Genomic DNA, 13,207 nt, shown 5'->3' on the forward strand with positions numbered 1-13,207 from the left:
CGGCATGGTATAGAATGTTGGCTTCATTTTCCATCAGGGAGCACTGCTTGGCGAGTATTTTTCTTTGGCCCCAGGGGGCCTTTCTTTTTGCCGCGGCGGCGCGCGATGCCGGGCACGCGCCCGCGTCAGAGGGACCGGTTTGGCCGGTTTGGGCATGGATCGCCTTTGTCGCGTTCATCCTCGCTATGCTCGCGATCGATCTCGGACTGCTGCACAAGCGCGCGCATGAAGTAAAACTCAAGGAAGCGCTTACCTGGTGCGCAATCTGGATATCGCTGGCGTTCGCCTTCAATATCCTTGTCTGGGTGCTTCACGGTCCAACCCAGGCGCTGGAGTTTCTCACCGGTTACGTTATCGAGTACTCGCTTTCAGTCGACAACATTTTCGTATTCATCCTTATATTCAATTACTTTCATGTGCCGCCGGCGTATCAGCACCGCGTGCTTTTTTGGGGGATTATCGGCGCGCTGACGATGCGCGCCGGCATGATCGCTGCGGGCGTGGCGCTGATTACGGCGTTTCACTGGATCGTTTACGTTTTCGGCGCGTTTCTTGTGTTTTCCGGAATCAAAATGATTTCCTCCAAGGGCAAGAAGTTCGAGCCGGAAAGGAACCCGCTGCTGAAAATTATCCGCAGGATCGTCCCGTTGACGGACGGCTTCCGCGGCCAGGCCTTTTTCGTCCGCATCGCCGGCGGAGTCTACTCCACGCCGCTTTTCATCGTGCTTGTGCTTGTCGAGTTCACCGACCTGGTTTTCGCCCTGGATTCCATTCCCGCGATTCTCGCGATCACCAAAAACGCGTTCATCGTGTTCACTTCGAACGTTTTCGCGATTCTCGGACTGCGCTCGCTTTACTTCGCGCTTGCGGGAGTGATGAATATGTTCCGGTACCTGCATTACGGCCTGTCCGCGGTGTTGATTTTCGTCGGCGTCAAAATGGTTATGAACGGTATCGTAGGCGAAGGATTCATCCCGATTGGAGTATCGCTCGGCGTCGTCGCGGCGCTTATCGCCGCAAGCGTTCTGGCGTCTATTTACATTCCCGCGAAGCCGACTGAAGGCCACGGCCACGGCTCGGTATAACCCTCACGCTGTGATAAACTCCGCGCCGTGTCGAAAGGCGTGCTGATACTTGCAAGCACCTCCCCTCGTCGAAAGGCGATTCTGGAATCGCTGGGATTGGAGTTCGAAATCGCCGTACCGGAGGGGCTGGATGAAAGCCTTCTTCTGGGCGGCGGCCTCGTCGCCCGGACTGAAATCCAAAGCGAGGAAAAGCTTGTCGAGCGCGTCGAGCGCCTCGCCTCTCTCAAGGCCTATTCGGTCGCCAATCTCAATCCGGCGCGGCTTGTGCTTGGAGCGGATACGATAGTCGCGATCGACAGCGTGGTGCTGGGAAAGCCGTCCGACGCGGACGCGGCTTTTGAAATGCTTAGGATGCTTTCGGGACGCACGCATTTCGTATACACGTCGCTTGCACTGGTCAATATCGCGGAGGGGTTGGAAATAACCGCGACGGAAAAAACCGCGGTCACGTTCAATTCCCTTTCGGAATCACGCATAAGAAAGTACGTGGAAATTGACGCGCCGTACGACAAGGCGGGCGGCTATGCGATCCAGGGGATCGGCTCGCTGCTTGTCAGGCGGATAAGCGGCTGCTATTGGAATGTGGTGGGGCTTCCGGTGGGGTTGCTTGACCGGATGCTGTTGCAGGTCGGAATCAACTTATTGTAGAAATCATGCTGGAAAGAAGCGAAACGAAGGGGCATCGCGAATCACCTGTGCGCCCGTTCCTGCGGAGGTTCGTCGCCAGCTGGCGGGCGCGCCATTTGGTGCTTACGATTTTCGCATTCGTCGTTTTCATTCTTCCCGGCCCGGTTATATTGGCGATTCTGTTCGCTTTCGTTCGCCGCGGCGAGAATCCCATCGATTCGTTGGTTTACATGATGCCCATGCTGTTTTTGGCCGCGATGTTTCCGCTGTCGCTTTCATTTTGGGTTGTTGCGGTGTTTCTGTTTTGGCTCGTTTTCTGTCTTCCTGCGGGGATAATGCTCATTACCGCGCCGCGGTTCCTTGCTCCCGTCGCTCTCGGCCTCATTGAGCGGCTCGACCTTAATTACCTGATTTTCGTTCCGATACTGGACGACGACTTCACGCGCAGCCGGTTCATGGAGGCGGTCGCGGGCGCGCCGGTTTCGGACGAGCGGATAAACCGCTCGCTTTTCGACCGGATCTGGTGGATGTCTTCCCAGATGCGTCCCGATTACCTGCTTGGGGGCATTCCGGGATACCTTGCGTCGCGCTGGCCCGAACTTCCCAAATCGCTCACAAACGCCGGGCTGCCCGTCAGCCGCCTAGGTTCCTTGGTTCTTCGACAGTGGTACCTGTACCTTTCCCAGGCGATAGCGTGGTTTTCATGCTGCAACAGCTGCTGCTGCGCGTACGTTTTGATTCCCGCGCTAATGTATCGCTTGGCGATAACCGTGCATTCGCTTGCATATTCGGCCGCGTACTGCAAGCTGCTGGTTGACGACTGGCCGTGGCGGATCTGAAATGCGAAGTGGATATCGGACGAATTAACCGTCCGCTCGCGCCGCTTTGCAGAAAAACGTTATGCTCCCGTTATTCCAGGCTCACTTCGACGGGGTTGCTGGTCGCGACATAGCCGAAGAATATCGCGGGATTCTGCACTGCGGGATACTGACAGAAAACCCGCGCCCAATCGCCCGCGGTGAGGTTGGAATCGTCCGTCAAAAGCTGCCCGCCAGCGCCGAACGCAAACTGCGCGGACGGATTGGCGGTCTCGTGGACTTCCATCCAGCCGACGTATTCGGTTATATCCACTCCGCCGATGGGCGGCGTCTGGTCGCCGTCCGTGCCGGGGTCGGGATCCCAGCTGTCGTCGAATGTCGCGACTGCGGTAAAACTCACGGGAGTTCCCAATGGTGTCGTGACCGGTCCGGTTGAACCTGTGGAGGTTGTCATCGTGATCTCGGTGCAGGACATTACCGGTATTTCTATTGTGGCGCGAACGTCGAAGTCGTCCGCAGCCATCGCACGTACCCTTGCGAATCCGCGGTCGAGTCCGGTTACCAGTCCTTTCGTACCGGCATCGTTGCCGACGGTTGCGGTGCCTTGGTGCAGCTCGATGTCCCACAAAACTTGGTTCGTCACATCCACTTCCGCGCCGCCGGTGATGGGCGTGCCCCATGCGGTCAACTGCACCTGCGGCCGGGCGAACGGCTCGGCCGTCGCCGGATCGACACGCGACGCCTCGGTGATGATAAGCGGAATCGCGTTCGGATCGGCCGGAAGCTCTATCCTGATCGACTGCAGCGATATCGTCGCGTCAACCTGGACTCCGTTGCTCGGTTGCCCGAAGTCGTCCGAATTTGTTGCCGGGTCGAAACCGACTGGCACGACGCGGTAGAACGTCGTGTTTTCGGGCGCGGCCGCGGGCTGCCATGTGTAATGCAGAAATCCGTTTGTCGTTCCCGGATTCGAATTAACGCTCGAACGAGTGACGGTAACGCCCGCGGCAACCGGCGTCCAGTTGGTCGTTCCGTTGGGACTGGTCTGCACCTGGTAGCCTTTGATGTTCGTCAGGTAATACAAAGCAATCGGAGTGATGTCCGACACGCTCACTTCAAGATTCTTGTCGTAATCCACAATCGGAAGCCAGGGCTTGGATCCGTTTGGAAGCGTATCCAAATAGTTGAGTGCAATCGGCGTGATGTCGGAAACGCTAACCTCGCCGTTGTTGTCGCCGTCTCCGACGTTCCTTTCAAACCAGTCGAATTCTGGAACCGGACCGAGCGTATTTACGTTCAGCAGAACCTGATTGACTGCACCGGTCGGCGCGTAATTGTCCGGGTTCTGGGCATCTTTCGCCACGTACCTGTGCGGGCCGAACGGGACGTTGTCGAATACGACGGTGCAAATCAGCCCGCTGCCGTTCACACCCGGCTTGCGGTCGTAGTAGGTGCGGGCGATTCCGACGGCTACATGCTTCCAGTAGCCGGTTATCGCAAGTGATACAACTTCGCCCGCCGTCCCCATGAAGTCCGTGAACTCCACCCTGTTGGGCTTGTAGGTGCCGGAGTCGTAGTTGAGTTGGAACAGCACGTAATCCACGTCCACGAAATCCTTGGCGAAAATCTGGACTCTCGTCGTCCCGTCTTTTCCATCCAGGGGAACCACTTCGAAATTCCTCGCCCAATCGGGACGGACGGCTGAATGGTCGTCCAAAGGAACCAGTACGAACGCCGAGTTCTTCTGGATTCGCTCGGTGTCGCCGGTGCTCGGCCAGTCGTTGTTGACGAACTGGTACTCCTCCGGCTCGTGGGTCATGCTGCCGCCGGTGCAGGCGGGAATCACGCCCAAAACCAGCGCAGTCGCTGCAACGAGGAAGATCGAATAAGTCCCTTTCACTTGCGCACCTCAAAACTGGGCGTGCAAAACCGCCCGGAATACCGGTTTCATGATACCACAAAGCGGCTTCCCCTACACACGGCGTAAGTATGTGATTGCGGAGCCGTTAAATAGCGCGGCGGGTGCTTCGGTCTGGACATCCGATTGCCGAACGAATGGACTTGCGCGATAATCTTTTACGGGCGGTTGATGCGCAAAGGCCGCCGCCGTTACGCCGGAGAGCCGCGATGGAAACCAAAGGAGCGCCAGCCAGGAAAAAGCTGCCCAAGCTTGTGGTCGGGCTGACCGGCGTCGCCGCCAGCGGCAAAAGCACGGTCGCCGGAATGTTCCGGGATTTCGGTTTCCAGCACACTTCCATAAACGAGGCGTTAAAGCGCGAGGTCGAAGCTATGTCGCTTCGCGTAACTCGCGAGAACATGAAATTCGTCGGAGAGCGGCTGTTTGCAAAGCACGGCTGCGGCATTCTCGCTGTTTACGCGCGCAGCTGGATTGTGGAAAAAGGCGGCGCGTTCTGGACAATCGAAGGCATCGCCAATCCTCATGAAGTGGCGGAGCTGAACAAGCTCCCTTCCTTCATCCTGGTCGGAGTTGAATGCGGCTTCGAGCAGGTTTTCATGCGCATGGCGATTATGCGGCGGCGCTCGGACATGGCCAGCCGCGGGCGCATAGAAAAGCATTTCTACGAGCAGCTCGGCGAGGAGGGGGTCAAAGGCTACTGGCAGATCGGCCGTTGTCTGGAGCTTGCCGAATACACCATTGACAATCATCGCCAGTACGATCCCGATGTAGATTTAAAGACGACGGACTTGTTTCGACAGGTGGAGCGCTTCGTCGCACAGCGGGGGGTGATGACGCCGCCATGGGCGCGGGAAGGTTCCGAATAGCCGAGGCGCTCGCTTCGTGTCCCGCCTACCCGATACTGGACTCGTCCACGCTGGACGGGAGGAGCCAGGTGGAATGGCTGGACGCGGTTCTTTCCGGCGGCGTGAAGGTCGTACAGCTCCGGCTCAAGGACGCATCGCGCGACGATTTGCTCGCGCGCGCCGCGCTGTTCGGCGCGATGTGCAGGGAGGCAGGAGCGCTTTCCATAATCAACGACCACGCTGACGTCGCGCTGGTCACCGGTTGCGACGGAGTGCATCTCGGCCCGGCCGACTCCGGAATCGCCGAGGCGAGGTCGAGCGCGGAGGCTTGGGAGCGCCGCGATCTAATAATAGGCGCAAGCGCGCGCGCGCCTGAGCGCGCCCGCGATCTTGAAGCCGCCGACGCGGATTACATCGGATGCGGCGCATGCTTTCCCACCGATACCAAAATCGACACCGAGTATATCGGCTTGGATGGATTAAAGGCCGTCTGCGCCGCGGTCTCGATACCGGTCGTCGGAATCGGCGGAATCGGCTGGGACAATTGGGAGGCCGTGATGGAATCCGGCGCAAAAGGATTCGCCGCGATTTCGATGTGGAATCTATCGCCCGGGGAAATCCGCGCAAAGCTTGATGCGCTCATGGCCGCCCGGCGCGGCCGCGGGGAAAGGGACTGACGCTGGAAGCGGAAGGCAAGGACATCGCGATTTCGTTCGAACATTCCGGCTTGCAGCGCCGATGCCTGGTACATCTCCCCGCCGGATTCTCTGACTCGAAACCCGCGCCGCTGGTGCTTGTGCTTCACGGCGGGCGCGCCACCGCGCACAATGCCGTCCGCGTGACGGGAATGAATGCCGTGGCCGACCGGCACCGGTTCATCGCCGCTTATCCGGAGGGCACTGGCGACCAGTTGCACCGCTACAGCTGGAACGCCGGGCGCTGCTGCGGCCGCCCGCATCGCGAGGGTACCGACGACACGGGATTCATCGGGGAACTCGTCAATCGCCTTGCCGCGGAATTCGAAATAGACCGCGCGCGCGTTTACGCCTGCGGAATGAGCAACGGCGGGATGATGGCGCACCGGCTGGGTATCGAGCTGTCGGACGTTTTCGCCGGGATCGCCTGCGTCGCGGGCTCGATCGAGTTTTTCGACGCCGAGCCGCTTTATCCCGTCAGCGTCGCTATATTCCACGGCACCGCGGACGCGCTCGTGCCGTACGATGGGGGGCCGGGGCCGGCCGCGCCGCGCGAAATAGACCACCTGCCCGTGTCGCAGGCGGTCCGCTACTGGGTGAAGCGCAACGGCTGCAACCCGGCGCCGTTAGCAGAGGAATACGGCCCGCTTGTGGACTCGCCCGGCGGCGCGCCGGTGCGCGAAGTGCTTAAGGAAACCTACGTCGGCGGCAAGTCGGGGACGGAGGTCGTGCTTTGGACGGTGCGCGGCGGCCTGCACGCGTGGCCGGGAGGCAGGCGCGGAAGCAGGGACAGCGACGAGCCGACGCAATCCCTCGACGCGAGCGAAGAAATATTGCGGTTTTTCGACTCGCACCCCAAAAGATGGTGACAGCCCGTTTTCGTCCTTTATGGGATTGCACCGGTTTGCCGGCGCCCAGTTCGAAATCGGAAGCGTTCACCCCCGTCAGCTTGTGATTTAGCGGCAGCGCGTACGCGACGCGGATCGCACCGATTATCGCGGACTATCGCGCGGCATGGCATTGCGCGCGCTCCCCGCGATCGCGCGTGGTTTTCAGACCCCCTAACGCGCCGTTTTCGCGGGATTTGCGCGGCCCGCTCCAGCAGAGTTCGCGGACTGAAGTCCGCGCTTCCTGATCGACTCAACAACTTCAAAACTCAACGACTCGAATACACAGCAACGCAAAAACTGGAAAACCAAGCAGCTATGCAATTCGACCGCTTGTTTACCAGATTCCATGAAGGAAAACAGAAATATCTGTCGGTATCGACAGCTTGTCAACATCGCCCGGCGGGGCGGCGGCCGATCCGCGGTTTTGTACGGGCTTGCGGTCAGGATTGTGCTACAATCGCGCGCATCATGAGACCGGCAATACTGCTTGCGCTTGCGTCGGGACTCCTAGCCCTGACCCTTCCCGCGTCCGCCCAGACGGTTTCGTCCGGGTATTCCAAGCTTGCAGACGGCGTCTACGCGTTCACCGCGGACGGCGGCGACGCCGGTGTCGTCGTCGGCTGCGAGCTGGGCACGGACGTGAAAATCATCGTCTCCCGGAACTACGGGCCGCTCGAAACCTACTCGGTTTCGGAACAGCTCACGCTCCTAGGCCACACCGAGCAGCCGCTTCTGGTGACGGCCGGCTTCGACAAAGACGGCACTCCGGACGCCCTGATAATGGGCATTCCAGCCGAGCAGGACGCCTGGCCCGTCTTTTACAAATTACGGTTCGCGCAGGACGGCATTACAGCGGATTCCTATCCATCCAAAGTTATCGCAGGAATGTTCGAGGAGCCGGGTTCGTGGGCGGAGCTTTGCCCGTTCTATTCGAGGCAGGAGACGCGCGAGGGATTCAGCTCGCTTTACCAGAGCGCGTACGTGTGGACGAAAGGGGAAGGCTTCGCGGGGCTGGTCTGGCGCGAGAACGGGATCTGGGAAGTCCGGTTCGAAGGTGCGGACGTGACAGTGGACAGGATTTACGCTCCGCTCGAAGGATCGACTCTGGCCCCTGTTTGGAGCGCGTGCCGCTCGCCCAAGGGCAAGCTGGGCGCGCTCGTGGCCGAGGTCGCTCCGGAAGTTGCCGCGCCGCCGGAATCCGGGGCTTTGCCGGAACCCGCGGAAGAAGAAGCGGCGACGGCGGAGGATACCTCTCCTGAAGAAGAAATTGCTCCCGAAGAGGAAGCCGCGGGGGACGAAGGGACGACTCCAGGCGGGGAGACGGAATCCGCGGGCGGTGGTACTGCCGAAACCGGTTCCGAGCCCGCAGATGCAGGGGAGGCCGGAGTGCCTGCGGAAACCGCGGAGCCTGCCGGGCCGGCTGAATCTGCGGAGCATACGGATATTATTCCCGCGCCGAAACCGGAGCCGCGGGTCAAACTCGTTTTCGTCACGAAATTCGACAAGGACGTAAGGATGACGACGGCGGCCAAGATGGCCAATCCCCCGGTGTTTCTTGCGTCTGCACTCGCCGTAGACGGAAGGCCATTCGCCTACTGGATTACCCCCACGCAAAAGGAAGGCGTGTACAAGGCTGGATACTGGGGATTGTCATTTCTGGAGACGGCCAAGATAAAGCCATTCGAGCTGGCTCCCGCCGCCAAAACCGCACCTCCATTCGCTGCAATGAGGGGTTTGGGGCTTCCGGCACTGATGACCGACAATTCCGGCACGGTCGTGACGTTTCTTTCGGACGGGAAGACGCCCGAATGGGTGATGCAAAACGAGTACAAGCCCGCGGGCGCGGCCAAGGGGTTCGGTACGGCGATGGGCGTCGGCGCAACCGCCTGGTTCATCCTTGACGGATCAACGCTAATGTGGCACTGGCACAAAAACAAGTAGCTGCTGCTCACGGTCGTTGAGCCGCCCTGTAAATTCGATTGCAATTATTCCGGATGGCCTCCTTGGCGCGATGCGCGATTGAAAGCGGGTATAACTAAGTGTCATCGAGGAGGTTCAAATGCGCAATCCGGGTTCGATCTTCGCGCTTGCGGCGGGAGCCGCGGCGCTTCTTTTGGCGGGCTGCGGCGGCGGCAGCGGATTTCTGGGGCTCGGCGGCCAGCCCGACCGGACGCCCAATATCGCCGGAACGTGGACGCTTACCGAGACCACGACGGACGATCCTTCCGGCAATTCCTATCCCGGCGAGACCAAAACGTTCGACCTTGTAATCGAACAGGACGGGGAAAACTTCACGATTACCGCGCCCACCGTAGAAGGCGCGCCGAAGGGGCATGGGACGATTAACGGCAATACGTTCACATTTGAAGCCGACTATTCCTTCGGAGCGAGCGGGGGAACATATTCGGTGGACGGCTGGGTGACCGGATCGCTGTCGGACAACACGCTGACCGGACACGGGGTGATAGACCTTGCGCTGATTGCGGGCACAGACCGGCTTGGACTGCACGGCGTGCGCATCAGCTTCAACTGGAGCGCGGCGAAGAAAGCGTAGAACGAAGAGCAAGCACCGAAACATTCCGACGGCAAAAACCAGACTCATCGAAATAGCGCTGTGCGGGCTACGGCACCATCCTTATAAAGCGAAGGTCGCCGCTGCCGCTGTCAAAGTAGCTGATGGCTGGATTTCCGCCCGCAGTTGTCAAACTGGTGTAATAGCCGGTGCTGCCCGTGCTATCCAGGATTTGAGGAAGCCCCCAAGCGTCTCCGTTGGCGTCAATCGCCCATACGAACTTCAAATCGTCGTTCGTGGTGCTGAAATAGCTGATCGCCGGTCTCCCGGCCAGCACAGCAAGAGAGGTATACTCCCCTGAAATGTCGGTGCTGTCCGGAATAACGGGCATATCCCAGGTTGCCCCACTAAGATCCAAGGAGCGTACGTAGCGAAGATCGCCATACGTAAAATCGTAGTAGCTGATCGCCGGTCTGGAATTGACAACTTTCAACGAGGTGTAGCGTCCGACATTTCCCACGCTGTCAACCGTAACCGGCGTTCCCCAAATTGATCCAGTCCCGTCGCTGGCGCGGACAAACCTCAGGTCGCCGTTCGAGGAATCGTAGTAGCTAATCGCGGGATTCAGGTTGACGATGGAGAGTGATGTGTACTGCCCCGTTATTCCGGTGCTGTCGACTGTTATGGAAGCGCTCCATGATGTGCCGTTTGCGTTGGTCGCACGGACATATTTCAAATCTCCGTTGCCATAGTCGTAGTAACTGATTGCGGGATAACCGGCAATGTCGCAAAGCGAAGTGTAGGTTCCCACTGTGCCAACGGAATCGACTATAACGCTAGCTCCCCATGAATTGCCATCGGAGTCGTTTGCGCGGACAAAGCGCAACTCGTCGTTTATCGCGTCGAAGTAGCTGATGGCGGGATTGCCTCCTATTACCGTCAGCGAGCAATCCGTCCCGACGTGTCCCGCACTGTCCACGGTTACGGGCATACCCCAGGACGAACCCGATGTGTCGCTAGAACGGATGTATCGCAAATCGTCGTTTGTATCATCGAAGTAGCAAATCGCGGGATTTTGATTGACAATTGACAAAGAGGTGTATGACCCTGTAACCCCCGCACTGTCCAGAGTCTGCGGAGATCCCCATCCGCGGACGATTAGGGACTTGTCATCCACTGCCATCGCGCCGTCGTCATCCGTTACCCTAAGCTTGATCGTGTAATAGCCGGCCGTGCTGTACGTTTTATCCAAGTAGTTTGTCGTGCCCGTATCGGTTTCGAAGCTTCCGTTGCCGTCGCTGTCCCACTCGTACTTGGATAAGTTTCCGTCGGGATCCGAGCTGCAGGTTCCGCTCAGCCTGACCGATTCGCCCGTTTCGACTTCGTTCGGAATGAGCTGCAGAGCGGCGGTTGGAGCCGCATTTACCGAAATCCCGTGCCCCGCGCTATCCTGCTCGCCATCGTCGTCGGTTACCCGCACCCAGGCGTCGAACTCTCCGTAGTAACCATAGGTATAACTCAGCACCGCGCCTCCGTCGTAGACTTCATAATTGCCGTCCCCGTCGAAGTCCCAATCGAAACGCACGATGTAGCCGTCGGAGTCGGTCGAGGCGCTCGCACTGAAGTCGACCGTCAGCGGGCAGTTCCCGCTCGTCGGATTCGCGGCAATTTCTGCAATGGGAGCTTCGTTGCCCTCCACTCCGACATCGATCGATACGGTGTCGCTCGTTTGCGCGCCATCGTCGTCTGTCACGCGCACACGAGCAACGTATAGCCCGGGTTCGATGTAAGTGTGCAGGGCGAAATTCGCCTCGCCATAGGCTTCGTACGTTCCGTCGTTGTCGAAGTCCCATTCATACCTGACAATTTCTCCATCTGCATCCCACGAAAGGGAGGCGTCCAGAATTGTTGGAAGGGGAGCGTCGCCGCTTTCAGGAATCGCAGAAAGCGTGACTTCCGGCGGTTCGTTGCCTTCTACGTTAACGGTGATTGTAATTGTGTCGGTCGCGCGCGCGCCGTCATCGTCCTCAACCCGAACTTTGACTTGCGGGCTGCCGGCCGAATTGAATGTGTATCTCGCGATACCACCATCGGTAATAGCGTCATACTGGCCGTTTCCGTCCCAGTCCCAAGCGTATTCCACTATGCTGCCATCGGCATCGCTCGACCCTGTTGCGTTGAAACTGACTTCAAGCGGCGCCATTCCTACGGTGGTATCCGCAATCAAGTCCGCGATAGGTGGACTGTTTGCGGGACCGTCAGGCGGGAGCACCTGTATCGTTGCAGTATCCACATCCCATGCCCCCTGGTCGTCGGTGACGCGGAATTTCGCATTGAAGATTCCGGGATTCGTATATGTATGCTGGACATTCGGATCCGCAGGGCTGGTCCAGTCGAAATTGCCGTCGCCCTCGAAATCCCAAGCGTATTCTTCAATGGTACCGTCGTCGTCTTCCGCCCAACCCTCGAACTGCACGTCGAGCGGCGCAACCCCCGAGGTCGGGCTGCCGATGCCCAGTGCAACCGGCCTCGAATTCGACGTCACCACAATCGACACCGCGGCGAAAGCCACTCCCCCCCCGGAGTTCGTGCAGCGCACGGACGGGCGGATTATTCCGGTGTTCGACGTGTCGGCTTGGGCTATTCCTGTGGAATTGGATTGGTCGAAATCGCCGTCCCCATCCAGGTCGAAGTCGTAGTTGTCGCCGCCGGTCGCGGTGAGCGTCACGGTTTCGTTTCGCCCCGCGCTGGCCGCGCTCGCGGTGAGCACCGCGCTTGCGCAATCCCCAGAAAGCGGCGCAGCGCTTTTCACTTCCGAAAACGAATGGGTGTTGCAGGACGTGTCAATAGAGGCGACCGCGATGTACTTCTTTGCGGTTGTCGGCACGATGATGCGCGGCAGTCCGTATATCTGCGCTTCCAGCTTTTGCTGATTGTAAATTGCCGGTTCGAATATCCGCCCGAAATCGCTGTTGGATATGATTGTGTAATATCCGGCGAGATCGGACGCGGCCACCTCCGGCCATTCGACCAAAATTCCTCCGGCAACCGGCGTGAGCGTGGGAGTGCCGGGGACGGGCGGCGGTTCTTCGTCGGACGAGTCGCGCGGATGTATCGAAATCCCGACGCAGTCGAACGCTGCGCCGTCGAACGCGACGATCGCGACATATACGATTCCAAGCGGCGATGTGTAATCGCCCACGCCCGCTCCCAATCGCAGCTGCGAATCCGTGAACGGGCCGCGCCATTTCCACGTCCCGTTGGCGTAGTCGGACAGCCCGATCCAGTATTCGCTCTGCGCGCCTCCGGGCATCGGCTTCAGATTCACGTCGGCCGTTACGATACCGGGCTCTTCCCCGCCGAACGGTATCCGGTAAATCGCATAGCTGACCAGCCGCTCTCCCGGCTGGCCGCTGGATATCGAGGCCGCCTCGCCAGATTCGGAAACGTAACCCGACGACTGGTACCACTCGACGCCGGGGACGAACTCGCAATCCGGGCAAATGGCGGAAGCGGCCCTTTCGTCGCCGGACAGATCTTCCGGAATCACGAATCCGCGTTCGTCGGTTTTCTCCCAGGGCTGGACGAAGTCCGAAGGCAGCGACTCGGGCCAGGCCGAGCCTGCGGATTGATCGACGTGCGGAGACAAAACCGGGGTGGTTGCTGCATCCGGGGAAACAATCGATGAACTGCTGCGTTCGCACGCAAGCGCAGCCGCGGCGATAAGCGCGACTATGGCAAGAACCGCTCCCTTCATTTCGGCCCTCCTTAGGCCAAAATCGCCCCCGCGGGAGTCACGCCCCTTTGGGGGGCGTTT

General features: G+C 59.4%; 10 protein-coding genes. 8 read left to right on the forward strand and 2 right to left on the reverse strand.

Going from position 1 to position 13,207, the window contains the following annotated elements; translation table 11 throughout:
• Nucleotides 1-14 precede the first annotated feature (14 nt).
• The 3 genes from HRF49_09185 to HRF49_09195 are packed head-to-tail and all read left to right on the forward strand — an operon-like array spanning nucleotide 15 to nucleotide 2,551.
• The gene (locus tag HRF49_09185; GenBank protein ID MEP0814819.1) at nucleotides 15-1,085 is read left to right on the forward strand and encodes a TerC family protein; all 1,071 of its coding nucleotides are present in this window, start codon (nucleotides 15-17) and stop codon (nucleotides 1,083-1,085) included.
• Between the two features lie 39 nt (nucleotides 1,086-1,124).
• Entirely contained in the window at nucleotides 1,125-1,733 is a 609-nt protein-coding gene (maf, locus tag HRF49_09190; GenBank protein ID MEP0814820.1) for a septum formation protein Maf, read from the forward strand.
• Nucleotides 1,734-1,738: 5 nt separating this feature from the next.
• Nucleotides 1,739-2,551, forward strand: a complete 813-nt coding sequence (locus HRF49_09195; protein MEP0814821.1) for a hypothetical protein — start codon at nucleotides 1,739-1,741, stop codon at nucleotides 2,549-2,551.
• A gap of 70 nt (nucleotides 2,552-2,621) precedes the next feature.
• On the opposite strand, the gene HRF49_09200 is transcribed toward HRF49_09195, so the two are convergent.
• Entirely contained in the window at nucleotides 2,622-4,430 is a 1,809-nt protein-coding gene (locus tag HRF49_09200) for a hypothetical protein (protein MEP0814822.1), read from the reverse strand.
• Nucleotides 4,431-4,657: 227 nt separating this feature from the next.
• Between HRF49_09200 and HRF49_09205 the strand changes: the two genes are divergently transcribed.
• The 5 genes from HRF49_09205 (at nucleotide 4,658) to HRF49_09225 (ending at nucleotide 9,432) form a co-directional block, all read left to right on the forward strand.
• A complete protein-coding gene (locus HRF49_09205) occupies nucleotides 4,658-5,314 on the forward strand; it encodes a dephospho-CoA kinase (protein MEP0814823.1) in 657 nt (218 codons plus the stop codon).
• Nucleotides 5,290-5,970 (forward strand): thiamine phosphate synthase, encoded by a 681-nt coding sequence (thiE, locus tag HRF49_09210; protein ID MEP0814824.1) that lies wholly within the window; start codon nucleotides 5,290-5,292, stop codon nucleotides 5,968-5,970. The genes HRF49_09205 and thiE overlap by 25 nt, the downstream gene beginning before the upstream one ends.
• 50 nt (nucleotides 5,971-6,020) lie before the next feature.
• Complete coding sequence (locus tag HRF49_09215) at nucleotides 6,021-6,857, forward strand: polyhydroxybutyrate depolymerase (protein ID MEP0814825.1); 837 nt, start codon at nucleotides 6,021-6,023, stop codon at nucleotides 6,855-6,857.
• Nucleotides 6,858-7,346: 489 nt separating this feature from the next.
• A complete protein-coding gene (locus tag HRF49_09220; GenBank protein MEP0814826.1) occupies nucleotides 7,347-8,819 on the forward strand; it encodes a hypothetical protein in 1,473 nt (490 codons plus the stop codon).
• A gap of 118 nt (nucleotides 8,820-8,937) precedes the next feature.
• The gene (locus HRF49_09225; protein MEP0814827.1) at nucleotides 8,938-9,432 is read left to right on the forward strand and encodes a hypothetical protein; all 495 of its coding nucleotides are present in this window, start codon (nucleotides 8,938-8,940) and stop codon (nucleotides 9,430-9,432) included.
• Between the two features lie 67 nt (nucleotides 9,433-9,499).
• On the opposite strand, the gene HRF49_09230 is transcribed toward HRF49_09225, so the two are convergent.
• Nucleotides 9,500-13,147, reverse strand: a complete 3,648-nt coding sequence (locus HRF49_09230; protein MEP0814828.1) for a PKD domain-containing protein — start codon at nucleotides 13,145-13,147, stop codon at nucleotides 9,500-9,502.
• Nucleotides 13,148-13,207: the final 60 nt, after the last annotated feature.

Source organism: bacterium (assembly GCA_039961635.1).
Classification (GTDB): Bacteria; 4484-113; 4484-113; order JAGGVC01; family JAGGVC01; genus JABRWB01.